General features: G+C 64.5%; 19 protein-coding genes, 1 tRNA gene and 1 pseudogene. 7 read left to right on the forward strand and 14 right to left on the reverse strand.

The annotated features are described in order from the left end of the window. Positions 1-283 precede the first annotated feature (283 nt). The 6 genes from mbfA to N2603_RS04265 form a co-directional block, all read right to left on the reverse strand. The gene (mbfA, locus tag N2603_RS04240; RefSeq protein ID WP_018643352.1) at positions 284-1,255 is read right to left on the reverse strand and encodes an iron exporter MbfA; all 972 of its coding nucleotides are present in this window, start codon (positions 1,253-1,255) and stop codon (positions 284-286) included. A gap of 67 nt (positions 1,256-1,322) precedes the next feature. Continuing rightward, positions 1,323-2,471 carry an alpha/beta hydrolase gene (locus N2603_RS04245; protein WP_311741133.1) on the reverse strand — a complete coding sequence of 383 codons (1,149 nt, stop codon included), beginning with the start codon at positions 2,469-2,471 and terminating at the stop codon, positions 1,323-1,325. Between the two features lie 211 nt (positions 2,472-2,682). Further along, positions 2,683-3,552 (reverse strand): MBL fold metallo-hydrolase, encoded by an 870-nt coding sequence (locus N2603_RS04250; protein WP_260387805.1) that lies wholly within the window; start codon positions 3,550-3,552, stop codon positions 2,683-2,685. Between the two features lie 17 nt (positions 3,553-3,569). Beyond that, entirely contained in the window at positions 3,570-4,181 is a 612-nt protein-coding gene (locus N2603_RS04255) for a glutathione S-transferase family protein (RefSeq protein ID WP_260387806.1), read from the reverse strand. A gap of 137 nt (positions 4,182-4,318) precedes the next feature. Continuing rightward, entirely contained in the window at positions 4,319-5,161 is an 843-nt protein-coding gene (locus N2603_RS04260; protein WP_018643348.1) for a fumarylacetoacetate hydrolase family protein, read from the reverse strand. A 282-nt stretch (positions 5,162-5,443) separates the two neighbouring features. After that, positions 5,444-6,292, reverse strand: a complete 849-nt coding sequence (locus N2603_RS04265; RefSeq protein ID WP_260387807.1) for an MBL fold metallo-hydrolase — start codon at positions 6,290-6,292, stop codon at positions 5,444-5,446. 133 nt (positions 6,293-6,425) lie between these two features. Between N2603_RS04265 and N2603_RS04270 the strand changes: the two genes are divergently transcribed. Then, positions 6,426-6,902: a DUF3775 domain-containing protein gene (locus N2603_RS04270; protein WP_026312051.1), complete on the forward strand. Its 477-nt coding sequence runs from the start codon at positions 6,426-6,428 to the stop codon at positions 6,900-6,902. A gap of 51 nt (positions 6,903-6,953) precedes the next feature. Here N2603_RS04270 and N2603_RS04275 read toward each other — a convergent pair whose 3' ends face one another. Further along, a complete protein-coding gene (locus N2603_RS04275) occupies positions 6,954-7,736 on the reverse strand; it encodes an SDR family oxidoreductase (RefSeq protein ID WP_018643346.1) in 783 nt (260 codons plus the stop codon). 126 nt (positions 7,737-7,862) lie between these two features. Further along, positions 7,863-8,375 (reverse strand): CvpA family protein, encoded by a 513-nt coding sequence (locus tag N2603_RS04280; protein ID WP_018643345.1) that lies wholly within the window; start codon positions 8,373-8,375, stop codon positions 7,863-7,865. Positions 8,376-8,495: 120 nt separating this feature from the next. Here N2603_RS04280 and N2603_RS04285 point away from each other — a divergent pair, with 120 nt between their 5' ends. Then, on the forward strand, positions 8,496-9,257 hold the full coding sequence (locus N2603_RS04285; RefSeq protein WP_260387808.1) for an SDR family oxidoreductase: 762 nt from the start codon (positions 8,496-8,498) through the stop codon (positions 9,255-9,257). Between the two features lie 199 nt (positions 9,258-9,456). On the opposite strand, the gene N2603_RS04290 is transcribed toward N2603_RS04285, so the two are convergent. After that, entirely contained in the window at positions 9,457-11,055 is a 1,599-nt protein-coding gene (locus N2603_RS04290) for a GMC family oxidoreductase (protein WP_260387809.1), read from the reverse strand. A 118-nt stretch (positions 11,056-11,173) separates the two neighbouring features. Then, positions 11,174-12,644: pseudogene (locus tag N2603_RS04295) on the reverse strand (coniferyl aldehyde dehydrogenase). A 310-nt stretch (positions 12,645-12,954) separates the two neighbouring features. On the opposite strand from N2603_RS04295, the gene N2603_RS04300 reads away from it, so the two are divergent. Next, positions 12,955-13,031 (forward strand) — tRNA-Met (locus tag N2603_RS04300). Positions 13,032-13,128: 97 nt separating this feature from the next. Continuing rightward, complete coding sequence (locus tag N2603_RS04305; RefSeq protein WP_260387810.1) at positions 13,129-14,010, forward strand: PhzF family phenazine biosynthesis protein; 882 nt, start codon at positions 13,129-13,131, stop codon at positions 14,008-14,010. A gap of 42 nt (positions 14,011-14,052) precedes the next feature. On the opposite strand, the gene N2603_RS04310 is transcribed toward N2603_RS04305, so the two are convergent. The 4 genes from N2603_RS04310 to N2603_RS04325 form a co-directional block, all read right to left on the reverse strand. Then, positions 14,053-15,090, reverse strand: a complete 1,038-nt coding sequence (locus tag N2603_RS04310) for a thermonuclease family protein (protein WP_260387811.1) — start codon at positions 15,088-15,090, stop codon at positions 14,053-14,055. 227 nt (positions 15,091-15,317) lie between these two features. After that, complete coding sequence (locus N2603_RS04315) at positions 15,318-15,863, reverse strand: hypothetical protein (protein WP_260387812.1); 546 nt, start codon at positions 15,861-15,863, stop codon at positions 15,318-15,320. A gap of 181 nt (positions 15,864-16,044) precedes the next feature. Continuing rightward, positions 16,045-17,448 (reverse strand): MATE family efflux transporter, encoded by a 1,404-nt coding sequence (locus N2603_RS04320; RefSeq protein WP_260387813.1) that lies wholly within the window; start codon positions 17,446-17,448, stop codon positions 16,045-16,047. A gap of 39 nt (positions 17,449-17,487) precedes the next feature. Continuing rightward, a complete protein-coding gene (locus N2603_RS04325; RefSeq protein ID WP_260387814.1) occupies positions 17,488-17,988 on the reverse strand; it encodes a hypothetical protein in 501 nt (166 codons plus the stop codon). 292 nt (positions 17,989-18,280) lie between these two features. Between N2603_RS04325 and N2603_RS04330 the strand changes: the two genes are divergently transcribed. The 3 genes from N2603_RS04330 (at position 18,281) to N2603_RS04340 (ending at position 24,480) form a co-directional block, all read left to right on the forward strand. Then, positions 18,281-21,334 (forward strand): ATP-binding protein, encoded by a 3,054-nt coding sequence (locus N2603_RS04330; protein WP_260387815.1) that lies wholly within the window; start codon positions 18,281-18,283, stop codon positions 21,332-21,334. A gap of 134 nt (positions 21,335-21,468) precedes the next feature. Next, positions 21,469-22,512 carry an AraC family transcriptional regulator gene (locus N2603_RS04335; protein WP_260387816.1) on the forward strand — a complete coding sequence of 348 codons (1,044 nt, stop codon included), beginning with the start codon at positions 21,469-21,471 and terminating at the stop codon, positions 22,510-22,512. A gap of 246 nt (positions 22,513-22,758) precedes the next feature. Then, the gene (locus tag N2603_RS04340; protein ID WP_260387817.1) at positions 22,759-24,480 is read left to right on the forward strand and encodes a ShlB/FhaC/HecB family hemolysin secretion/activation protein; all 1,722 of its coding nucleotides are present in this window, start codon (positions 22,759-22,761) and stop codon (positions 24,478-24,480) included. The last annotated feature ends 6 nt before the right edge of the window (positions 24,481-24,486 follow it).

The following is a 24,486-nucleotide window of genomic DNA, read 5'->3' on the forward strand; positions in this document are numbered from 1 at the left end:
GGCGTGTCTCCCGCTCCGGTTGTTGGAGGATGATGCGCAGTTTGGCAGAAGGCTGCAACCGCTGTTTGACCGTGATTGATGTGTGGCGGGACGGAATGAGAAGGGAGCTAAACAAGCGCGGTGGCGTCGCCACAAATTCCGTCGTCGTCCCGGCGAAGGCCGGGACCCATAACCCCAGGGAGAAGTTGTGGCGCGAGCCGGCAACTCCGAGTCTTCGCCAAATTACTGCCTGTGAGTATGGGTCCCGGCCTCCGCCGGGACGACGAGTGACGATGGAGAACCCCTACGCTGCCCCGATCAATATCCCCACCGCCAGCACGATGGCGCCGCCGAGAACGATCTGGAACACGGCCTGGAGGAATGGCGTGTCCATGTAACGCGAGCGGATGAAGGCGATCGCCCACAACTCGAAGAACACGACGACGCAGGCGATCGCGGTTGCGATCCAGAAAGCGTTCGGCCATGTGTCGGGCACCAGATAAGGCGCGGTGTGGCCGAGCCCGCCGAGCGTCGTCATCGCGCCGCAGGTGACGCCGCGCAGCCAGGGCGAGCCGCGCCCCGTCAGCGAGCCGTCGTCGGACAAGGCTTCCGCAAAGCCCATGCTGATGCCGGCGCCGATCGAGGCGGCGAGGCCGACGAGAAATGTCTGCCAGTTCTGATGCGTGGCGAAGGCGGCCGCGAACAGCGGCGCCAGCGTCGAGACCGAGCCGTCCATCAGGCCGGCAAGGCCCGGCTGCACATATTGCAGCACGAACATGCGCCTGCGGGTGCGGTCCTCCTCGGCGCGGACGTCGGGCTTCAGGATCTCGCCGGTCAGTTTCGCGGCGGTGTGCTCGTGGTTCTTCTCGGCCTCGGCGAGGTCGCCGAGCAGCCGGCGCACGTTGACGTCATCCGCCTGCTCGGCGGCCTTGGCGTAGAAGCGCTCGGCCTGGAGCTCCATGGTCTCGACCTCCTTGCGGATGGTGTCGAGTGGCAGGTTCTTGGTCAGCCAGATCGGGCGGCGGCGCAGGAAGCCCCTGACGTCATCGCGGCGGATCGGCGGCAGATGCTGGCCGAAGCGCTGCTCGTACATCTCCAGCAGCATGTGGCGATGGCCGCGCTCCTCCTCGGCCATCTGCTCGAACAGCTTGGCCGAGTCCGGATAGCGTTCCTTCAGATCCTCGGCGAAGGTCATGTAGATGCGGCTGTCCTCCTCCTCGGAGGAGATCGCGACCGCCAGCACCTCGCGCTCGGTCAGATCGGCAAAATTCTTCACGACGGCCCTGTTTCGATAGTTTAGAACTATTCTAAACTATATACGGCGCCGCGGTTTCCGGGTCAAATCAGACCGTGCCGGCCTTTGCGAGGAAGTCGAGCAGCAACCGGCTCACCTCGGCCGGCTGCTCCTGCTGCACCCAATGGCCGGCGCCGTCGACGAGATGGCAGCCGAGCATCTTGGTGCAGCCGCGCCCCTGCATCGCCTCGAACACGCCGGGGCGCTGATGGGTGCCCCAGTCCTGCTTGCCGGAGATGAAGCAGGAGGGCACGTCGATGCTGCGGCCGGCAAACAGCTGCATCTCGCGGTTGAGCATGCCGGAGGTGCCGTAGCGATACCATTGCAGCCCGCCCTGGAATCCGGTGCGGCTGTATTCGGCGCTGTAATAGGCGAGGTCGCTGTCCGGCAGCCATTGGTTCGCGGCGATCGCGGCCGGCGAGGGCATCTCCTTCGCGACCGTCTCGGCCATGGTCTCGCCGGCGTCCATCACGTAATAGGTCGGCAGTTTTGCGAGTTCGTCTGCCGACCACGCCTTGAGCGGATACGGTTTGTTGTCGATCCAGTCCGCGCTCTTGTGATGATAATAGGCGCGCAGGAAATCATGCACGCCCTGCGGCGCGTGCTGCATGTCCGCGTTGGCCGGGCGTGTCGCGTAGTACCATTGATAGTGTTTTCGCGGGCGCGGCAGTGCAGCGAGCTCGCGATGTACGGGATCTTCCACGGCAGCCTTTGCGGGACCATCGACCGTATCGAACGGCATTGTCGGCGCTCCGCCGAACGGCGCGCTCATCAGAGTCACCGAGCGAAACACGTCGGGCCGGATCAGCGCACACCAGGCCGCGACCGGACTGCCGAAATCATGCCCGGCGAGATCGACCTGCCTGTAGCCGAACGCCGACACCAAAGCGAGCGCGTCGCGCACCAGGTTCGGAAGCGAGAACGGCGTGAGATCGCCGTCATAGTCCGCGGTCCATCCCGTGGTGCGGCCATTGCCGCGCTGGTCCGGCGCGATCACGTGATAGCCGGCCTCCGCCAGCGCCGGCATCACCTTGCGCCAGGAGAAGGCCAGCTCGGGAAAGCCGTGCAGCAGCAGGATGCACGGACGGCCCTTGGTCTCGAACCCGGCTTCGAGCACATGCATGCGCAAGCCGTTGATGCCGTCGATGGTGCGCGAGCGGATTCCCGCGGGGAGGGGGATGTCGGGAAGCGCGGTCATCGTTTCCTCCACTAGGGCGTCTCTTACCCTCCCCTGGAGGGGGAGGGTCGATCGCGCGAAGCGCGAGCGGGGTGGGGTGATCTCTCGACACGGGCAGTTTCAACGAGGAGAGACCGTCACCCCACCTCGGTTCGCATTCCGCTTCGCTGCATGCGAACCGATCCTCCCCCTCCAGGGGAGGATAGGAGTTCGCCGCGCGACCTCGGCTAAATCACACCGCCGCACACACGAACGCATTGCCCTTGCGCTTGATCTTCCCCACCGACGGCGAGGGGAAATGCGCGGTGCAGCACAGCGTGTCAGTGTCGCAATAACGCTCCAGGAAGCTGCGGCGCGTCGTGGCCGCCTTCGCGGGGTCGACGTCGAACTTGATCGACAGCTCCGGATAGAGCGTCTGCAACGGCGAATGCATGAGATCGCCCGAAAACACCGCGTCGTCCTTGCCGCGGCCCATCGTGATGGCGATGTGGCCCGGCGTGTGACCGGGCGTCGGCAGGATGCGGACGTGATCGCCGATCTGATGATCGTTGCCGACGAGCTCGTGCCTGTTAGCCTCGACCACCGGCAGCACGCTGTCGGCGAAGGGCGGGATCTCCGTCTTCGCATTCTCGGCGGACCAGTGGTCGTATTCCTGCCTGGCGAAGACGTAGCGCGCCTTGGGGAAGGTCGGCACCCAGCGGCCATTCTCCAGCCGCGTGTTCCAGCCGACGTGATCGACATGCAGATGCGTGCACATCACGAAGTCGATGTCGTCGACCGCAAACCCGGCGGCCTTGAGCCCACTCAGGTACGTGTCGTCGGTCTTCATGTTCCATTTCGGACGATTGGGGCGCGGCTTGTCGTTGCCGATGCAGCTGTCGACCAAAATGGTGTGGTGCGGCGTCTTCACCACATAGGACTGGAAGCACAACATCAGCACATCGTTGTCGTCGAGCGCCTTGGCCTGCCGCATCCACGCCCGGTTCTCGGCCAGCACCTCCGGCGTCAGTCCCGGCAGCATTTCCAGCGCCGGGACGAACGAGGTTTCCTGCTCGATGACGCGATGGATGGTGAGATCGCCGACCGCATATTTCAGGCTCATGAGAACTCCCGCGTAGGTTACGCCGGAGGCGGCACCGAGATCTTCACGGAGGGCCGCTCCAGCATTTTTTGGTGGAAGGCGTCGAGCTTCGGATAGGCCTTGCGCCAGCCGCAATCGGCGAAGCGGAAGTCGGCATAGCCGAGCACGCAAACGAGGCCGATCTGCGAGATGTCGAACGGACCGTTCAGCACGTCGGGCATGTTCTCGAAGCGCGCCATGCCGGTCCAGGCCCTGTTCCAGTGGTCGTCGGACCAGGCCTGCCATTGCAGGCCCTGCGGCCGCACCATCTTCTCGTAGCGGCACAGCAGCATGGAATCGAGCATGCCGTTGATCAGGGAGTGATTGGTCTTGGCCTTCCAGCGCTGCGGGCCGTAATCCGGGATCAGGCTGCCGCCGGCCATCTCGTTGAGATATTCGACGATGACGTAGGAATCCAAAATGACGTCGCCGTCATTGGTGATCAGCACCGGCAGCTTCTTCAGCGGCGTGATCTTCGAATAGTCCTCGTTGGCCGTGCCCGGCGCGACGGTTGCGGGCGTCAGCTCGATCTTGTCGATCAGCCCGAGCTCGATCGCGGCGATGCGCACCTTGCGGGCGAAGGGCGAGGCGGGGGAGAAGGTGAGCTTCATGGAACGATCCTGATGAACATCCGGCGGTTGTTTTCGTCATTGCGAGCGAAGCGAAGCAATCCAGACTGTCTCCGCAGAAAGAACCTGGATTGCTTCGTCGCAAGAGCTCCTCGCAATGACGGGGAGAGGGCGGAGGCTTACGCCGCGATGATCTCCTGGCGCTGCTCGCCGAGGCCCTCGATGCCGAGCGTCACGACGTCGCCGACATTGAGGAAGGTCGGCGGCTTCATGCCGAGGCCGACGCCGGGCGGGGTGCCGGTGGTGATGATGTCGCCCGGCAGCAGCGTCATGAACTGCGAGACGTAGGAGACGCACTTGGCCATCGAGAAGATCATGGTCTTGGTCGAGCCGGTCTGGCGGCGCTGGCCGTTGACGTCGAGCCACATCGACAGGTTCTGCACGTCCTTGATCTCGTCCTTGGTCGCGAGCCAGGGGCCGACCGGGCCGAAGGTGTCATGCGACTTGCCCTTGGTCCACTGGCCCAGGCGCTCGATCTGGAAGGCGCGCTCGGAGACGTCGTTGCAGACGCAATAGCCGGCGACGTAGTTCAGCGCGTCGGCTTCCGAGACGTACTTGGCGCGGGTGCCGATGATGGCGGCGATCTCGACCTCCCAGTCGAGCTTGGTCGAGCCGCGCGGCTTCTCGACCGCATCGTTCGGGCCCGACAGCGAGGTGTTGGCCTTCATGAAGATGATCGGCTCGGTCGGGATCGCCGCGCCCGTCTCCTTGGCGTGGTCGCTGTAATTGAGGCCGATGGCGACGAATTTTGAGATGCCGGTGACGGGCGCGCCGAACCGCGGCTTGCCGGAGACGGCGGGCAGCGAGGCGGGGTCGAGGGCCGCCAGCTTCTTCAGGGACTCCGGCGAATAGGCCTCACCCGTGAGGTCCTTCACATGGGCCGACAGGTCGCGCAACTGGCCGGATTTGTCGATCAGGCCGGGCTTTTCCGCACCCTTTTCGCCATAACGAACAAGCTTCATTCTCGTTTCTCCCTGGAAATGGACCGATCGGTTAAACAGCTTCATGGAACAGCGCGGCAGGAAATTCAACCGCTCAAAACGGGCCGCATTGCAGGCTTCTGGATTCGGTGGGCAGGCTCAGGTCTCGTGTCCCGGACGCGACGCAGCGCGAAGCGGTGCGGCGCAGAGCCGGGACCCAGATTGCCACAATCGTGGGTCCCGGCTTAGCTGCGCATCACCATAGCGCGTCGAAGACGCGCGTAAACGCGCTCTTGGCGCTGCGCAGCATCCGGGGCACGAGACCTAGGCCAGCGCCACAAACCTGAACGCGGCCCCGTCGCGCCTGATGTGCCCGGCCGAAAAATGCCCGCCGATCACCAGCGTCTCCGTGTCGGCAAAGCGGCCGAACAGCGCGGCCCGCGTCACCGCCGACTGCGCCTGGTCGGAATCGGCGGTCGAGGACCAGTCGAGATGCGCCATCTGGCAGGGATGATGGGCGACGTCACCGGTGAGCAGGCCCTGCTCGCCGTCAGATTTGATCAGGATGCTCATATGGCCGGGACTGTGGCCCGGGGTCGGGATCATGCTGATCTCGTCGCACAGCTGATGATCGCTCGGGATCAGATCGGCCCGATCCGCGTCGACGATCGGCTGCACGGAATCGCCAAACACGGCGGCCTTGTCCGGCTCGATGGAATGGTCGCGCCAGTGCTCGTATTCGGTGCGGCCGAAGACGTAACGCGCCTTCGGGAAGGTCGGCACCCATTTGCCGTCGACCAGCTTCGTGTTCCAGCCGACGTGATCGACATGAAGATGTGTGCAGAGCACGGTGTCGACACTCTCGGGCGGAAAGCCCGCCGCGATCATCGTCTCCAGGAACGGCGTGGTGCGGTTGTTCCAGGTCGGGACGCCGCGGCCTTGCTTGTCGTTGCCAAGGCCGGTGTCGACCACGATGCGGTGGTTCGGCGTTTCCACCACCAGCGAATGGATCGACATCTTCAGCCGGCCTTCTTCGGTGGCGAAATGCGGGATCAGCCAGGGCAGCTTCCGGATCTCATCATTGGTCGCTAGCGGCAGGATGAAGCGGGTCGAGCCGACCGTCTCCAATTCCACCACCTTGGTGATTTTGACCCTGCCCACTTTCCACTGCATCGGGCGCCTTCCCATGTTTCTTGTTTTGGTGCCGAAACATGCGGTTTTCCGCCGTCAAGCGCAATGGATCATCTGGTGCGATGCGGCGTTATCGCGGGAACCCCAAGAGAAAGCGACGACAAAAGAGGCTGCCATGCCAGAGCTTGCAATTTCCGCCGAGAAAGTCGCCTTCATCATCGAGAAGGCGCGCGAATTCGACGTCAAGGAAGGGGATGTCGATCCCGATTCGGGGTCGAATCCGAGCGATGACGACGCGGTCGACGTGCTCGGGGATGACGGCTCCGATCCGGTCGCCAGCGAGCTCGGCGGCTTCATCGTTGCCCTGAACGAGGACGAGCAGGTCGACCTCGTCGCGCTGACCTGGCTCGGTCGTGGCGACGGTACGATCGATGACTGGGATGACTTACGTGCCCGCGCCGTGGAGGCGCGGTCCGAGTATCGCAAGCCCCGGCACGAAACGGTGCAGTACCTGCTCGGCGAGCCGATGCTGGGCGATCTGCTCGCCGATGGTCTCGATGCCTTCGGCATCGACTGGACCGACGAGCGTCTCACCGCCGATTCCTCCGATCCCAGCGAGCGGGACGAGGACGAGCCGACGAAGCAGCGGTGAATGTTGCAAAGCGCTCTCTCCCCGCAGGAGCGGGGAGAGAGCGAAGCGGCGTTACAGCGTGCCTGGGAAGGCGCCACCGTCGAGCAGAATGTTCTGCCCGGTGATGAAGCCGGCCTTGGCGCCGCAGAGGAAGGCGCAGGCATAGCCGAACTCGTCGGGCTGGCCGAAGCGGCCCGCCGGGTTGAGCTTGGCGCGCTCGGCCAGGATCTGTTCCGGCGTCGTGCCGCGCTTGTCGGCTTCGGCCTTCGCGGTGCCGGTCAGGCGGTCGGTCTCGAACGGGCCCGGCAACAGGCCGTTGATGGTGACGTTGTTGATCACCGTCTTGCGCGACAGGCCGGCGATGAAGCCGGTGAGGCCGGCACGCGCGCCGTTGGAGAGGCCGAGGATGTCGATCGGCGCCTTCACCGCGGCCGAGGTGATGTTGACGATGCGGCCGAACTTGCGCGCCATCATACCGTCGACGGTCGCCTTGATCAGCTCGATCGGGGTCAGCATGTTGGCGTCGATCGCCTTGATCCAGTCGTCGCGGGTCCAGTTGCGGAAATCGCCGGGCGGCGGGCCGCCGGCATTGTTGATCAGGATGTCGGGATCGGGGCAGGCCTTCAGCACGGCTTCGCGCCCCGCAGGCGTCGTGATGTCGCCGACGATCTCGGTGACCGTCACGCCGGGATAGGCCTTCCGGATCTCGTCGGCCGTCTTCTTCAGCGCTTCGGCGCCCCGCGCCGTCAGCGTGACATGAACGCCGGCTTCGGCCAGCGAGATGGCGCAAGCGCGGCCGAGGCCCTTGCTGGATGCGCAGACGATGGCGCGGCGACCTTTGATCCCAAGATCCACTGTTTCACTCCCGAAAATAGCAGGCAGGTTTTGGACGGCGGCCACCTTAGCCAACTGTGACGCCGCTGATAAGAGACGGGCCCGCGTCAAAATGCATGGCGCTCGGCGCGGCGATGCAAATGCGCGCTAGATCCGCCGCTCCTGCTTGAGCCGGTCGATCACGGACGCTGCCTCCGGCGGCAGTGACTTGAAACCCATCTGGCCGACCGTGGAGAACAACGGCCGCAGATGCGAGCCGGCGAGGAATGGCGGCTGGTGGTTCGCCGGCACGATCCGGTCGAACACCAGCACCAGCGTAGTGGCGACGAGGCCGACCCTGACGGCGCCGAGCGCGGCGCCGCCGAGCCGGTCGGCGATTCCGGCCTCGCCGACCGTGTCGTCCAACACGAAGCGGCCAATATGTCCGAACAGCATGCCGACGACGACGAAGATGCCGAAGAACCAGATCCAGTTCTGCAGCAGCGGCGCGTTCGGATTGCCTGCGATCTGCGGCGCGATCAGCGGCATCAGCGCGACCGCGATCGGCGCGGCGATGAGATAAGCGAGGATGGTCATGCCGCTGCGGAGCAGACCGGTCCTGAAACCCAGGCCCACCGCGACGGCGAGCGCGGCATAGACGGCGAGATCGAAACTGTTCATGACCACAACCCTGACTAGATGGAACGAATGAACGCCGGGCCGGTCATTCCGGTTTCAGATCGTTAAAATCGTCTGTATTGATGGCTCCAAAACAGCAGGGTTGCGCGCAAGGACATCGTCATGTCAGACCTATTCGACGTCAGTAAAGAAACCATTCTCGTCACGGGCGCGAGCCAGGGGCTGGGGCGGCAGTTTGCCCGGGTGCTGGCAGCGCATGGCGCGGCTGTCGCGCTCGCCGCGCGGCAGACGGATAAGCTGAAGAGCCTGGAAGACGAAATCCGCGGCAAGGGCGGCCGCGCCGCCGCCGTTGCGCTCGACGTCACCGACACTGCCTCGATCGCGAAGGCTGTCGATGCGGCGGAAGCTGCGCTCGGTCCCGTCACGGTGCTGGTCAACAATGCCGGCATCGCCATCGAGAAGCTCGCGACCGAGCAGACCGAGGCCGATTGGGATGCCGTGATCGGCGCCAATCTCAAGGGCGCCTATTTCCTTGCGACCGAAATCGCCCGCCGCATGATCGCGCGCAAGCAGGAAGGCAACATCGTCAACATCGCCTCCGTGCTCGGCACCGGCGTCTTGAAGGCGGTCTCGCCCTACGCGATCTCCAAGGCCGGCATCATCCAGGCGACCAAAGCGATGGCGCTGGAGCTTGCCGGGCAAAGCATCCGCATCAACGCGCTCGCGCCCGGCTATATCGACACCGAAATGAATCACGCCTTCTGGTCGACGCCCGCAGGCGAGCGCCTCGCCAAACGCATCCCCCAGCGCCGCGTCGGCGCCGAATCCGATCTCGACGGCGCGATCCTGCTGCTGGCGTCGAAGGCGTCGCGGTATATGACGGGGAGCGTAGTGACGGTGGATGGCGGGTTCTTGCTGAATTGAGCCCAACTGTCGTCCCGGACAAGCGCGCCCTCAGGCGCGCGTAGATCCGGGACCCATAACCACAGGCAGAGGTGTGGTACGAGATCGGTAACCCCGAGTCTTCGCCAAATCACTCCCTGTGGTTATGGGTCCCGGCCTTCGCCGGGACGACAGCGGAGAATGACGCGGCTTTGTCGCAATTCACCGGGACGACGATCGCCTAACTCGCCCGCATCTCCGCCCTGATCATATCCGCCGCCTTCTCCCCGATCATGATGGTCGGCGCATTGGTGTTGCCGCCGATCAGCGTCGGCATGATCGAGGCGTCGACGACGCGCAGGCCTTCCACCCCGTGCACCTTCAGCGCGGGATCGACCACGGCCATCGCATCCGTGCCCATCCTGCAGGTACCGACGGGATGATAGACGGTGTCGACGCGCTCGCGCAGAACGTTGCGGATGTCGTCGTCCGTTCTCACATCGGATGTGAACATGTCCTTCTTCTGCAGCGCGCGCAGCGCCGGCGTCTCCATCAGGCGCCGTGTCGTCTTGAAGCCGGCGACCATCGCCTCGAGATCCTCCGCCTCACCCAAGAAGTTCGGATCGATCATGGGTGCTGCGAGCGGATCGGCGCTTTTCAGCCATACGCTGCCGCGGCTCTTCGGTCTGAGCAGACAGAAATGGCATGAGAAGCCCGCTTCCTTGTGACGCTTGCGGCCGTGGTCGTCGAGCATCGCGATGACGAAGTGCAATTGAATGTCTGAGACGTCGAGGTGGGGCTGCGTCTTCAGGAAGCCGCCGCACTCGGCGAAATTGGTGGTCATCAGTCCGCGTCGCTCGCGGCGGTACCGCTGGATCGCGCGCAGCAGGGATGGCAGCCGTCCAAGGGACGAGTGAACGAAGTGCGGATAGTCGGAGGCGTAGACGAACACGAAATCCGGATGGTCCTGCAGATTGCGTCCGACGCCCGGCAGGTGATGGACGACGCCAATGCCGTGCTCGGCGAGCGCATTGCCGTCGCCGACGCCCGAGAGCATCAACAGCTGCGGTGACTGGAAGGCGCCGCCAGCGAGGATCACCTCGCGGCGGGCGCGCAGCTGCCTTGTCTGCCTGCCCTGCACATATTCGATGCCGACTGCGCGGTCTCCTTCGAACAGGATTTTGGTTGCTTGCGCCCCCGTCTCGACCCGCAGATTCGCGCGCTTGTCCATGTGCGGCTGCAGATAAGCGCGCGCCGCGCTCCAGCGCTCGCCATTGCGCTGCGTCACCTGGTAGCTGCCGAGCCCTTCATGGTCCTCTTCATTGAAGTCCTCGCGGATGCGGAACTGCGCCTCGCGCGCGGCCTGATGGAAGACGTCATGGATCGGATTGTCCGAGCGCAGTCTGTTGACGTGCAGCGGGCCGCCCTTGCCATGATATTCGCCGTCGAAATCGGCGTTGTGCTCCGAGCGCTTGAAGTAGGGCAGCACGTCCGCATACGACCAGCCCGCGTTGCCGAGCGCGGCCCAGTGGTCGTAGTCCCATTTGTGGCCGCGGATGTAGACCATCGCGTTGATCGCCGAGGAGCCGCCGAGGCCCTTGCCGCGCGGTTGATAGCCGATACGGCCGTTCAATCCCTTCTGCGGCACAGTATCGAACGCCCAGTTGGCCGCGCCGTACGGCAAAGCGAGCCCGAATGGCGTGGTGATCCGCCAATTGTCGTTCCGCCCGCCCGCGTCGAGCAGCGCGACGGATGTGGCCGCATCCTCCGACAGCCGGCCTGCGACAGTGCAGCCGCCCGAGCCCGCGCCCACGACGACGAAATCGAATGTGTCGGTCAATGCTGTTTCCCCCTGTCCCTCTTCTCGTCATTGCGAGCGAAGCGAAGCAATCCAGACTGTCGCCGCGGAGGGATTCTGGATTGCTTCGCTGCGCTCGCAATGACGGTGTTCGTGTCAGCTACGACATCAACCGCATCAGCTTCTCCAGCCGCGCGATCTTGCCGCCATAGGGCGGATAGAGATCGGCGAGGCGGTTGAATTTCGAGCGATAGAACACCGGCTTCAGCTTGCTGAAGGTGCGAAAACCCCATTCGCCGTGATAGACGCCGCTGCCGGATGCACCGACGCCGCCCATCGGCTGGTTGATTTGCGCGAAGTGAAACAGGCAGTCGTTGACGGTGACGCCGCCGGAGACCGTGCGCGCCAGCACCTCGTCGCGGGCAATGCGGTCCTTGCCGAACCAGTACAGCGCCAGCGGCCGCTCGCGCGCATTGACGAAAGCGATCGCCTCGTTCGCATCGCGAGTGCCCAGCACCGGCAGCACGGGCCCAAAGATCTCCTCCTGCATCGCCGCCATGGCTTCGGTCGCACCGAGGATCAGCGTCGGCGGGAATTTGCGATGCGCCTTCCAGTTGGGATCGTCCGCCTTCGCCGGCTGCAGGATCTTTGCGCCGCGCTGGGCGGCATCCGCGACCAGCCCCTCCAGCCGCGCATAATGCCGGTCGGAGATGATGGAGGTGTAGTCCCTGCTGGCGGGATCGGCGCCGAACATGCGCCGCATCTGCGCGCGCACCTTCTCGGCGAAAGCCTGCACGGAATTTTCCGGCACCAGCACGTAATCCGGCGCGATGCAGGTCTGCCCGGCATTGAGCAGCTTGCCGTAGGCGATGCGCTCGGCGGCCTCCTCGAGATCTGCCGAGGCATCGATGATAGCCGGCGACTTGCCGCCGAGCTCGAGCGTGACAGGCGTCAGATTGCGCCCCGCGGCCTCCGCGACCAGCCGCCCGACCCGGGTCGAGCCGGTGAAGACGAGATGATCGAAGGGGAGGCTCGCAAACGCCTTTGCGACCTCGTCCTCAACGCCGGTGATCAGCACTTCGGTCGCATCGAACCTTGCGGCCACCGTCTCCTTCAGCAGTGCGGAAAAGTGCGGCGAGAGCTCGCTCGGCTTGATCATGATTCGGTTGCCGGCGGCGATTGCGCCGATCGCGGGCGCGAGCGTCAGCTGCAGCGGATAATTCCAGGGCGCGATGATGCCGACGACGCCGAGCGGATGCGCCATCAGCCGGTTGCGCGCGGGCAGGAATTGCAGCGCGGTGGCAATGCGCTGCGGCGCCATCCAGCCCTTCAGGTGTTTTGTCGCATGCCGGATCTCGCTGTAGACCATCATCGCTTCGGCGATGGTGGTCTCGACCGAAGAGCGGTGGCCGAAATCGGCCGAGATCGCCTGCCGGAAGCGTTCTTCATTGTCGGCGACCACAGTGCGCAGCCGCGCCAGCCGGTCGAGCCGCTCGGTCAGCGTCGCGGCCGGCTCGGCCCCGCGACCGCGCGACCATGGCATGGAAGCCATCCTCCAGCGCTCCGACCGCGGCGCTCATCAGGGGGCGGTCCAAGGGATGATCCAAGGGACGATCCAAGGCGTGGTCCATGGCGTTCTCCCCTCAAAGGCGTTTGCCCCGATTTTTGTTGCCGCAAGCTGGCCGTTTGCGGAACTTCTGGCAAGTCTACGGCAAATCGACCGGAATCCGGTCCATCAGCCTGTCATAAAGTCGAAAAAAACGTCCCCGCAGCCCTTTCCAAAGGCAGCCCGCCTTGATACATACCCCCCGCACCCGACGGGCTTCGCCCCGGGATTGCCTTCCAAGGAAGCCTTTGGGACGGAAGAGAAAAGCCACGCGAACAGCGCCGGCCCTCATCCACCGTCCCCGGCATTTCGGCGAAGGCAAAGCAACGGTTTAACGCGGGGTGGAGCAGCCCGGTAGCTCGTCAGGCTCATAACCTGAAGGTCATAGGTTCAAATCCTATCCCCGCAACCAAATTCGGATTTCACCGGATCCGATACGAAAACGGCCCGCTTGATGCGGGCCGTTTTTGTTTTCAGGATGTTGGGGCAATCGTGAGGTGAGCTATCCAATGACCGAGGTCGAACTCGTCAATGTGTTCACGCACATGGGGCGTGGCGGCAATCCGTGTCCGATCGTTGTCGCCGCTTCGAACCTTCCCACCGAGGCGATGCAGTCCGTGGCGCGGCACTTCGGGCATGAGTCGGGCTTCGTGCTGCCGGCTCCGGGACTCGATTCTGACTATGTCTTCCGCTTCTGGGTTCCGCGACACGAGATGGAGATGTGCGGTCACGCGACGATTGGCGCGCTGTGGCTGCTCGCGGCCAAGGGCTTGTTGTCCGGCGATCAGGTTCGCATCGAGACGCGCAGCGGAGCGGTGACAGGTTATGTCGATCGTGGCAGCTCGGGCGAGCCGTCCGTCGAGATCAGCCAGCCTGTCGGCAAGGTCGTCGATCTCTCGCGTGCCGAAGAGGAGGACGTTCTGTCGGTGCTCAAGCTGTCGCGCCGCGATCTGCTCGACCTGCCCATACAGAACGCCGTCACCTCGCGGGTGAAGACGCTCATCCCGATGAAGGGCGTCGGCGCGCTCAACGAGCTGGTGCCGGACCCCGCGCAGATCGAAGCGTGTTGCGGGCAGATCGGGTCGACCGGTCTTTATCCCTACGCCGTGGACCATCAGGGCGAACGGCGCTTCGAGGCCCGGCAGTTTCCGAAATCGTCGGGCTATCCGGAGGACGCTGCCACCGGCATTGCCGCCGCGGCGCTCGCCTTCGGGCTGCTCAGGAACGGCCTTGTCGAGCGCGACAGCGAGCGGATTACCATCATGCAGGGGCGGGCCATGGGAGCCTTGTCCGAGATCCGGGTGCGCCTCGGCTTCGCGGGCAGCAGGCCTGTCGGCTGCCTGCTCGGAGGGTCTGTGGCGCGCGTGGAGTCGCACGCCTTGCAGCTCTAGTCGCGATGAGGCGCGGGCAGAGCGTGACGTAACCCGCCCCCCTCAAAACTCCTTGATCACCTTCCCGTCCGCTCCCACCAACGTCGACGGTGCCTCGCCAAACACCAGCCCCTCCGGCTGAAACTTGATCGTCTTGCCGCCCTCGACGAACCCCGCAAAATTCCGCGGCGTCGCCGAGTGCACGCCGTTTTGCAGGAAGTCGCCGGTCTCGTAGCAGGTGTCGGGCTTGCCGCCGGAGCCTTCGCTCAAGAACTTCTGGAAGGTCTGGCTCGTCACCTTGGCCTTCTTGCGCGCGGACCAGTTGGTGGTGCGGCGGTAGAGCTTTGGCAGGATCACCGGGCCCTTGTCGGTCGCGAGCACGCTGGTCTCGCCCGCCTTGGGCTCGCGCAGGTCGAAGTCGAAGGCGCCAATGGTCTTGGCGAGATGCTTCCAGACCAGCAGCTTCTTGGTGCGCGCGGTCTTGGTCAGGGCAAGGAAAGCCGTGATCTCGTCCTCGTTCATCGAAGAGTAGAACGTCGGATAGGCAAAGCCCTGCGCGACCAGCCAGTGGTTGATGTCGACCTTTTCGCCCGCGACCGTCACCTCGATGTCGCCGACCAGCCGGCCATAGGTGTCGAACACCTCGTTCGGCGCATCGACATGGGTGAACACGCGGCAGGGCAGCGTTGTCCCGCCGGCCTGGCTGAGGAAATCATGCAGCGCCTTGGTCGCGGTCGCGCCGAGGAATTGCCGGTAGGAATGCGTGACCTCGTGATAGGCCTGCTTCTTGGCATCGGTCAGCCCCTTCTTCTCGGCAGCCGAGAGCGGTGACGGCATGTAGTGCAGCTCCGGCGCGTCGATGCCCTGGAGGCGAATGGTGAGCTTGCCGTTCTTGATCGGCGCCGTCGACGTGCGGCCCTTGACCTTGGCGCCTTCGAAGACGTGGGTCGGCTGGAACGGTGCCGTGTCGTTCTTGCGGAAGCGGATCGCGTCGGGCGCGACGGCGACGATCACCTTGGTCGTGTCGGCATCAGACCGGCCCGCCGGCCAGAACTGTTTGACATCGATGGTGCCTTCGACCTCCAGCAGTCCCACGGGCATCGGCCGCTCCCTGTCCAGTCGCGCGACGGTCGTCCTCTTAGGAGCCGACGCTGAAGGGCAGCGGATCATGTTCGTACGACAGAGCCGTGACGGGAGGCAGGACAGGGGCGACATGGCGCGGCGCGGCGCGCGCGGTCGTTGCCTTTCCCGTGCACGCAATAGAAAAACGCGGACCGGCAAAGTGCCGGCCCGCGCCCAATCGGATGATGATGCCGCCGAGGCGCCGCTTACTTTTCGGAGAGGTCCTGCCGGGCCTCGGCTGAGACATCCGCTTTCCGCGACTTCGTCGTGTAGGGGCAGACCATGGTCAGGTTGAGCAGCGTCGGTGCCTGATCCTCGCCATTGCCGTACTCCCAGACGAGGCGGATTTCGTGCTGGTCCGAGTTCGGTGCGTCCTGCCGATGCTGCGTGATGTCGGCTTTCATCGGGATCGGCGGCTCCGAGTTGAAGCATTTGCGGATGGATGCATCCAGCAGCGCGCATTTCGTCGGCGGGACCACGACGCGCTCGTCATTCGACAGCGGCGTGGTGTTCGGCTGGGCGGTGAGCTGAAGGCGGGCATGGCCGAGCGCCCTAAACCACACTTTGCCGCTGCCGTTCGGCCAGGTCTCCAGCGGCGACAGGATCGGCTGATACTGGCCGTATTCCATGGTCTCGATGTCGATCTGCTTCGAGGCCTTCAGCCGGGCCACGCTCTTCTTCATGTTTTCGAGGGGATAGTAGTTGCCGTTCATCAGGTTCTTGTAGTTCTGATCGTCATAGATTCCCGCCATCGATCGCTCTCGATTTTTCCGCCGTCGCACTGGCACGAGTGCCGGCGAGATATTCCACGGCAGCGCGGCCAACGACGAGCCGCGCTTGTGCCCCCAAGCTTACATTGCGAACGCTATCATTCGTGAAGATGCGACGTCAACGAAAGCAACCTGAGAGCGTTTTGTTGTGTGCCTTGCGCCGCTACTTGTCGCCGGCGCTCGCCAAGCTCAGCGGGCTCTTTGCGACGATCGTACGTGGTCCCCAGCGTGTAAACGCAACCGCCGCGCAGGAGAGAAAGCCCAGCAGCATCATCGAAACGGCTGCGAGCGTGAAGAAGCTCTCGGCAGTTGCCGCCCGCGACATCAGATACCAGCCGCCCAAAACGATAAAGAGGAGGCGCGCCGTCTGCGCCAGCACCGGACCGAGCACGTTGCCGGCGCCCTGCGACGAGAAATACATCGCCGAGGCAAGCCCGATGAAGCCGTAGAACGGGGCGACAGTTCGGAGAAACTGGCGGCTGGCGACATCTGCGTCGGCATTGTCGGTGAAGAGGCGAACCCACGGGTCCGGGAAGAGGGCGACCGCGCTCGCGAGCGCGCCGACGACAACGAGAGCTACGAGGCCGGTCGTCCAGGCGATGCGGCGGGCGCGCGTGATAAGTCCGGCGCCGATCGCAACGCCGATCATTGGCACCGAGCCGATGCCTACGGAAAAGGCAATGGTCGCCAGCACGTATTCAAGCCGTGCGCCGATGCCATACGCCGCGAGGACCGCCGTCCCAAACACGGCCAGCATATGAGTGAAGACGAGGTTGGTCAGCGTGTTTTGCAGCGGGGAGAAGCAGGCGACCACGCCGACCTTGAGGATGTCGGCGAACAACCCCCATCGCATGCGAAACCCGCGTAGTCGCGGAACGATGCGACCCTGGCCGGAGAACAGGTACCAGCTCATCACCGTGATGTTGATCGAATAGGCGATCAGCGATCCTGTCGCGACTCCTGGCATCCCGAATTGCGGTACAGGCCCGAAGCCAAGACCCAGCGTCCCGCCAAGGATGATCTGGCAGATCGCGGAATTGACGATCATAAGCGATGGAAGTTTCATATTGCCGGTGCCGCGCAGGACACCGGCCAGGATATTGACCAGCCAGGTGAGCACGGCTCCGCCGAAGTAGACCTGGCTGTAGGCAGTTGCCTGCGCCAGCACGTCACCCTGGCCGCCGAGCAGCTCCAGGAGTTGCCGGCCACCGAGCAGCATCCCCAGCATGAAGACGAGGCCGAAGAAGATCGCGATGAGAAGCGCGTGCGTGGCGAGATTCTCGGCCCGGTCGCGGTCACCCGCGCCGAGCGCGCGGGCAATTGCCGAGGACACGCCCCCACCCATGGCCGCGCCGGACATGCTCATGGTCAGCATCACGCAAGGAAACACCAGCGCCATCGCCGCCAGCGCCTCGATTCCCAGTCTGCCGATGTACGAAGTTTCCGCGATCGCAACCAGGGTGCCGGCCAAAAACGCAAGCGCATTCGGCCAGGCAAGCGAGAGCAGTGTGCGCAGGATCGGTCCGTCGAGCAACGCATTCGCGGCTGGGCGCGGCGGCGATGACATCAGACCTTCCTCCGTCGACCCGTCAGGTTCGACCCGAGATCAGGACTTGGGAGGCTTATGCGGGCAGACCATAGTCAGATAGAGCAGCGTCGGCTTATCCGAGCCCTTCTTGTATTCCCACTCCAACCGGATCTCGTGCCGATGGGCATAGGCGTCGCTCGCCGCGTGGCTGATGATGTTGGTTTTCATCGGGATCGGCGGTTCGGAGTTGAAGCACTTCCGGACGCAGGCATCGAGCAGGTCGCACCGTGTCAGAGGGATGACGCCGGGCTCGTCCCTGGACAGGGGGACCATGTTGGGTTGGGTACTAAGGTCGACGCGGGCCCGGCCCTTCTCCTTGTGCCAGTACTTGGCACTGCCTTGCGGCCATTTCGACGGCGGGTTCAAGATCAGGTGGTACTGGCCGTACTCCAAAGTCGGTAGATCGATGTCTTCCGAGGCCTTGAGCTTGGCCACGCTCCTCTTCATGTTCGCCAGCGGATAGTAATTGCTGTTCATCAGGTCTTTAAATGGCTTACCGGTATAGACGATCATGCCCATGTATTCTGCCCCTCAATGAGTGCTTGGCTTCCCCGGGAAATATGCAGCGCTTCGAAGCTTGACGGCGAGAACAAGGGCCTGGCGGCCCGTCGTTCAAAGCCACTTTTTCGCGCAGCTCTTGGCAAGCTACCACCTGGGACTGTGAAACGTCCAGATCAGCAACCGGCTCGGGGGCTCTATGCCCAGGATGAACTGCATGCCCCGTTGCTAAGCAGGTTTTCATAAGCGATCTTGTCGCCATCGTTCGCAGTGGCTTACCGACCATACCGCTGCAAGGTCTTGAGAGCACGGAATGCTTTGCACGGCGTGTCAGTCGACGATCGACCCAGGCGACAGCCGCTGCCCCAATTGCGGTGCAGGCGTGCGCCGCTCCGATCCCGACAGTGAACGACGGTTTGTCACAATCCTTCGGGCCGATGTGATCGATTCCACCGGGCTCGTTGCCGAGCTGGACCCGGAGGAGGCGGTCTCACGCCTGGAGCCGGCGCTAGCGGCGATGAGAGGGGCGGTCAGGCAGTTCGGCGGCATCGTCAGCAAGGAGCTGGGCGATGGGCTTGCGGCGGTGTTCGGCGCTCCCATTGCGGACGACAATCATGCGCCGATGGCCTGTCACGCGGCGATCGAGCTCGTGCGGCGAGTCGCAAGCCTGGGTGACCCCGGTCTTCAAGTGCGGGTCGGCCTGCACTCCGGCCATGTCGTTGCCTACATGGTCGCCAGCGAGTTCTCCAAGGTCTACGAGATCGGTGGTGCCGCCCAGCACCTGGCCGCGCGGCTGGAAACGGCGGCCGAGGCGAACCAGATCTACGCCTCGGAAGCCTGTCAAAAGCTTGCTGAGGGACATGTCCGGTTCGAATCGCTGGGCAGCAAGTCCCTACGCGGCTTTAGCCAGCCCGTGCCGGTCTATCGGATCGTAGGCGCGAGCGACCTGTCGAGTTGGCGGGTGCGGCGGGCGCGCAGTGTCTCTCGCTTCGTCGATCGCACTGCCGAGCGGGCTCTGCTGGAGCGCACAGCCCGAAACGCCAGGGCAAGCCGGCAGACGGTTCTGCTGCTGGGCGATGCGGGGATCGGCAAATCGCGGCTCGCGCATGAGTTTGCCCAGGAGCTGAAGGCCGACGGCTGGCGGCTGATCGATGCCGAGTCCAGCCCGAACCTTCAGGGTGCGCCCTTCAGCACGCTCAAGCGGATTTTGCTGTCTGCAATGGATGCGGCAGCGAAGGGCTCCGGCAGCCCGGGGGATCCTCGGCGAGATCTGTCCGTGATCCAGCAAACCGCCCTCGACGCGGTGCTCGATCTGCCGATCTCGAATCCGCACTGGGACGAGCTGGAGCCTCATGCTCGAGGACGAGCAATCTCCGATGCAAGCTGTGCGATCGTCAGAAGCCTGGCCGATCGTCAGCGGACGGTGGTGCTGCTCGAGGATCTGCACTGGATCGACCGGGCCAGCGATGTCGTCGTAGCCGCCATCGCGTCGCTACAGGCGGCCGGTCTTCTCGTGCTCTTCACCTCGCGACCCAATGATATGCCGGTCTGGATTGCGCGTTGCCACGCCGAGATCGTCGCAATGCGGCCCCTCGACGACGATTCGGGCCTGGCCATGCTGGCTGACATGCTCGGCTCCTCCGCGACGAACGCCGATTTGAAGAGCCGGATCATTTCTCATACTGCCAACGTTCCTCTGTTTATCGAAGAGGTTTGCCGCGGATTGAAAGATAGCGGCACGCTGCGCGGCCAATGGGGCGATCTTGCACTTGTGCGTCCAATCGACGAGCTCGGCATTCCCACCAGCATCCAGGGCGTCATTGCAGCGCGTCTCGATCGGGTGTCGAAGCAAGAACGATCCGTTCTTCAGGTCGCCGCCACTTTGGGGCCGAGATCGAACGAGACCATGCTCCGGAAGATCGCAGCCCTGTCTGAGGATGTTCTGCAGGAGTGCCTCGTAGCGCTTGATCGCGCCGAGTTGCTCGTCAGGGTCGATAGCGAATTGGAGAATTCGCTGGAGTTCCGGCATGAAATGGTTCGACAGGTCACCTACGACTCGATGGTCGAAAAGGTGCGTGAAGACATTCATGCGCGCGTTCTTTCTGCCCTGGAGAGCAGCGAAGGCGGTGCCGACGATCCCGACAAGCTATGCTATCACGCCACGCGGGCGAAGGATTGGGGCAAGTCGTTCACGTATGGCAGGGCTTCGGCGAGACGATGTCTGGCGCGGTCGGCATTTACCGATGCGGCTGACTATTTCGAGACCGCGATGGGTTCCTTGGATATGACACCGGCGACTCCCTCAAGGGAGGCGACTGCCGTGGATATTCGCATCGAGGCGCGTGCGGCGTTCATCGCGTCCGGTCAGATTGCCGAATGGCTGAACCTCGGCAAGGAGGCCGAGCGCCGTGCCGACGCGATCAACGACATCGGCCGGAAGGTCGCTGCCATGACGGTCATGGCGGCTGCACAGAACTTCTACGGGACACCGATCGAAGCGGTCACCGTCGGTGAGGACGTGGTGCGCCTTGCGCAGGAGTGGGGCAATCCGGGCTGGCTCAATGCTGCACAATACGGCCTTGGCCAGGTGTATTTTCTTGCCGGACGCTATCGTGCGGCCGATGGTCTTTTTGTACGGACTTGCGCCCAACTCGCGGGACCAGAGGCCAGTGCTCCTTTCGGTTCGACCCCGAAATCCGCGTTGCTGCTCTGCTGCATGATGAACGGCATCAATAAAGCCGTCATGGGCGAGCTCGACGCCGCCGAACAGCTCCAGCAACAGGCCGCCGCGATCGCCGAGGAGACCGGCCGTCCCTATGACCGCGTCGCTGCCGCCTATAGCGGCGGGTGGCTGAAGCTCGGCCGCAACGAACCCGCGGCGGCCGCTGCCATCCTCGAAGACGGTTTTGTCCTCGCGCAGAAGCACGGCATCCGGCTGTTCGTGCCGGTGCTCGCCTGCCATCTCGGCATCGCCTATCTCGAGCAGGGGCTGTTCGACCGGGCGCGCGGCATGCTGACCGAGGCGCGCGAGGAGGCGAAGGCGGTCGGCTATACCTCGGCGGTGCTGCGCAGCTCGATCTATCTTGCGCTCGCGACCCACCGCCTCGGCGATGTCCAGGCCGCGCAGAACATGCTGCGCGAGGCCCGAAACACCGCCCGCCAGCAGGGCTTTTCCGGCCTCGAGGCCGAAGCGCTGTTCGGCGAGGCCATGGTGACGCCGCCCTCGGGCGCGGCGAACGAGGCCGCGATCCTGGCTGCCTTGCGCGCCGCCATCGCGATCGCCTCCGACAGCGGCGCGCTGCCGCTGAAGCACAAGGCCGAGTCGATGCTGAACGAGATGCTCGCCCGCGGCGACGAGCTGACCTGACAGAATGGCAGCCGTTCGATGCAGGTCACGGGTGTGCAGCCGCAGGCGGCACAGGTCTGGACACATCTGGAAATGATCACGGCCGTGCACTAGGTATCGGGGCACTGGTTCGTAAGCGGTGAAGGGGAAGTCAGGTGCAGGGGGCGGACGACAACGCGGCAGATCAATCGCCGCTTCCTCATTTCATACTTGATACGCAGGGCACGCCGCACAAGCAGGCTTTGGCGATCTGGCACGAGCAGGTCGGCCTCCTCGGCCAGACCCGGCTCAAGAACCCCGAGCGCTTCCACGCCCGGGTCGAATATTATCAGCTCGGCGCGCTCGTGCTCGGTTCGGCGAAGACGCAGGCACAATCGTTCGACCGCTCGCGCTACCAGATCGGACGTGACGGCGTCAGCCATTATGTCCTGCAGTTTTATGTGGACGGCGGCTGCCGCCCGCGGTTCGGCGCGCAGACGGCGTCGAGTGCATCCGGCGATTTCATGACGTTCGATTGCGCGCAGCCGCAGATGACGGAGACGCCGGACTATGCCAGCATCCACCTCTTCGTGCCGCGTCCGCTGCTGGCGCCGCTGCTGAGCGCGCCGGACGAGCAGAACATGCGCATCTTCTCCGGCGGCGGCGCGCTGGTCGGCATGTTCCGGGATCATTTGATAGCGCTGTGGCGCCGGGCGCCCCTCCTGACCGTGCGCGAGGGCGAGGCGCTGGCGAAGCCGACGCTGGAGCTGGCGGCAACGGTGATCAACGGCTCGGTGCGCGAGGATGCCGCAAGCGGCGTGCAGCTCGCGCTGTTCGACATGATCTGCCGCCATGTCATCGACCATGCGCTGAACCCCGAACTGACACCGGAGAGCATTGCGGCGCATTTCGCCATCTCCCCGCGAAAACTGTCTTATTTGTTCGAGAATGCGGGCGGCATCGCGAGCTATATCGGGGAGCAGCGCATGCATCGCGCCCGGATGGCGCTCGCTGATTCGGCGCAACGGCACAAATCGATCTCGGACATCGCGGAAGCGCATGGCTTCGTGCATCCGCAGAGCTTCACCCGCGCCTTCCAGCGTCTGCACGGGCTGACGCCGCGCGAGTTCCGGGCCCTGGCGCGCGATCAACGTTCCTGGGACCCGCAACTCCTCACGCGGCAGATGTGGTGGAAATGGATGACCAGCATCCCCTCGTAACAGGCTGAACCAGATCGGGCGGTTTGCGCACAGGGTGAAATTTCCGCGGAGCTTTTGCGCGCAATGAGAAATCGAGTCGTCGCCTCGCAGTTTCGCTGGCGGGTTGCATAAAGCCCGTGGCATGCCCGTTGCGGGCGCGCCCAAAGCCATCATTCGGGGACACTGCAAGCGATTCAAGTCGCTGATGTTGTTGCCTAATTGCCTGAAGGCCGTGCCCGTGGAAGTGAAGCGGGTTGTCGGATGGGAATGGGACGGTGCCGGGCGGTCTGGGCGGCGATGCTGGTGGCAGGCGCCGCGGTCCCGGCCGATGCGCAGGATGCCGGATCGCTGCTGCGCGAGATGCAGCGGCAGCAGGAATTTCAGCAGCAGCAAAGATTGCCGGCCCCCGACGGGATACCTCGGCAGCAGGCGCCGGCGGCGATTCCGGACCGGGGTGAGCGCATCACCGTGAAGGGGGTGCGCTTCACCGGCAAGGTGGGGCTGCTGCCGGACGAGGCGCGCGAGCAGCTCGTCGCTGCGGTGCGCGGCAAGCGCCTCGGCATCAAGGGGCTCTATGCGCTGGCCGATCAGGTCACCGCCGCGCTCCAGGGCCGGGGCCGGCTGCTGGCGCGCGCGCTGCTGCCGCCTCAGGACGTCACCAACGGCATCGTCACGATCGAGATCGTCGAGGGCGCGCTCAAGACCATCACGCTCGATCGCGCCAAGGGCGTGCGCGTGCGCGAGGATCTCCTGCGCGCCATCATCGAGGGCCGGCTCAAGCCGGATGGCGTGACGCGGCAGGATCTGGAAGACGCGCTGCTGCGCATCAACGACCTGCCGGGCGTATCGGTGCACGCCAAGCTCGCGCCGGGCGAGGCGCCGAACACCAGCAGGCTCGTGGTCGACGTCGCCCAAGTGCCCATTCTCGGCGGCGGCATCTGGGCCGACAATTACGGCAGCTCCAACGTCGGCAAGGCGCAGGGCAACGGGCTGGTGACGCTCACCGACGTGTCCGGCTATGGCGACCTGACGCGGCTCTCCGGCACGGTATCGCAGGGCCAGGAGTACGGCACGCTGGCGACGAGCGCACCGCTCGGTGCCAGCGGCCTCACAGCCAATGCGAGCTACAGCTATCTCGGCTATCGTAACATCGACGCCATCGGCCGCGCGCTCGGTCTCACCGGCTTTGCCCATTTCGCAAATGGCGGGGTCGACTACGGCTTGATTCGCTCGCGCGATTTCAACCTCCAGCTCGGCGGCGCGGTGACCTGGAAGGCGCTGGTCGACGACAGCATCGCCGGAAAGCTCCAGGACAAGCGCTCCACCTCGGGCACGCTCAGCTTCAGTGGTGACCGGCGCGACGCGCTACTCGGCGGCGGCATCACCAACTGGTCGGTGAGCTGGACGTTCGGCGATCTCGATCTCGGACGCGTGCCGGGCGCGCTTGCGGCGGATCAGGCCGGGCTGAAGACGCAAGGGCAGTTCAACCGGATCAATGCGGCGGTCGCCCGGCTGCAGGCCTTGCCCGGTGACTTCGCACTGTTCGGCCGGCTCTATGGGCAATGGGCCGACAAGAACCTCGATTCCTCGGAAGATTTTGCGCTGGGCGGACCGTTCGGCGTGCGCGGCTATCCGGTCGGCGAAGCGCGTGGCGACATCGGCGTGCTCGGCACGCTCGAGCTTCGCTACAACGCCCCGGTACCCCAGCGCTTCGGCAGCCTCCAGCTCGCGAGCTTCGTGGACGGCGGCTACGTCAAGATCAACGTGTCGCCGAACGGCATCCCGCCGCTCAATGTCTGCAGCTGCAATGATTACGGGCTTGCCAGCGCCGGTCTTGCCGCGCGCTGGACGCGCGAGTGGCTGAACGTGTCGGCAAGCTGGGCCCATACGCTGGGCGACAATCCCGGCCGCTCCATCATCACCGGCGCGAATGCCGACGGCGTCAAGGCCAGCGACCAGTTCTGGCTGCAGGCCGGCATTCGCTTCTGACGTTTC

This window comes from Bradyrhizobium huanghuaihaiense (assembly GCF_025200885.1).
GTDB classification, from domain to species: domain Bacteria; phylum Pseudomonadota; class Alphaproteobacteria; order Rhizobiales; family Xanthobacteraceae; genus Bradyrhizobium; species Bradyrhizobium huanghuaihaiense.

What these genes read in the sequence shown, in the direction of transcription:
- N2603_RS04330 (WP_260387815.1), top strand. Translation starts at nt 18,281, where the DNA reads ATGCTTTGCACGGCGTGTCAGTCGACGATCGACCCAGGCGACAGCCGC.
- N2603_RS04325 (WP_260387814.1), bottom strand. Translation starts at nt 17,988, where the DNA reads ATGGGCATGATCGTCTATACCGGTAAGCCATTTAAAGACCTGATGAAC.
- N2603_RS04305 (WP_260387810.1), top strand. Translation starts at nt 13,129, where the DNA reads ATGACCGAGGTCGAACTCGTCAATGTGTTCACGCACATGGGGCGTGGC.
- N2603_RS04250 (WP_260387805.1), bottom strand. Translation starts at nt 3,552, where the DNA reads ATGAGCCTGAAATATGCGGTCGGCGATCTCACCATCCATCGCGTCATC.
- N2603_RS04255 (WP_260387806.1), bottom strand. Translation starts at nt 4,181, where the DNA reads ATGAAGCTCACCTTCTCCCCCGCCTCGCCCTTCGCCCGCAAGGTGCGC.
- N2603_RS04270 (WP_026312051.1), top strand. Translation starts at nt 6,426, where the DNA reads ATGCCAGAGCTTGCAATTTCCGCCGAGAAAGTCGCCTTCATCATCGAG.
- N2603_RS04340 (WP_260387817.1), top strand. Translation starts at nt 22,759, where the DNA reads ATGGGACGGTGCCGGGCGGTCTGGGCGGCGATGCTGGTGGCAGGCGCC.
- N2603_RS04315 (WP_260387812.1), bottom strand. Translation starts at nt 15,863, where the DNA reads ATGGCGGGAATCTATGACGATCAGAACTACAAGAACCTGATGAACGGC.
- N2603_RS04280 (WP_018643345.1), bottom strand. Translation starts at nt 8,375, where the DNA reads ATGAACAGTTTCGATCTCGCCGTCTATGCCGCGCTCGCCGTCGCGGTG.
- N2603_RS04265 (WP_260387807.1), bottom strand. Translation starts at nt 6,292, where the DNA reads ATGCAGTGGAAAGTGGGCAGGGTCAAAATCACCAAGGTGGTGGAATTG.
- N2603_RS04310 (WP_260387811.1), bottom strand. Translation starts at nt 15,090, where the DNA reads ATGCCCGTGGGACTGCTGGAGGTCGAAGGCACCATCGATGTCAAACAG.
- N2603_RS04245 (WP_311741133.1), bottom strand. Translation starts at nt 2,471, where the DNA reads ATGACCGCGCTTCCCGACATCCCCCTCCCCGCGGGAATCCGCTCGCGC.
- N2603_RS04320 (WP_260387813.1), bottom strand. Translation starts at nt 17,448, where the DNA reads ATGTCATCGCCGCCGCGCCCAGCCGCGAATGCGTTGCTCGACGGACCG.
- N2603_RS04260 (WP_018643348.1), bottom strand. Translation starts at nt 5,161, where the DNA reads ATGAAGCTTGTTCGTTATGGCGAAAAGGGTGCGGAAAAGCCCGGCCTG.
- N2603_RS04285 (WP_260387808.1), top strand. Translation starts at nt 8,496, where the DNA reads ATGTCAGACCTATTCGACGTCAGTAAAGAAACCATTCTCGTCACGGGC.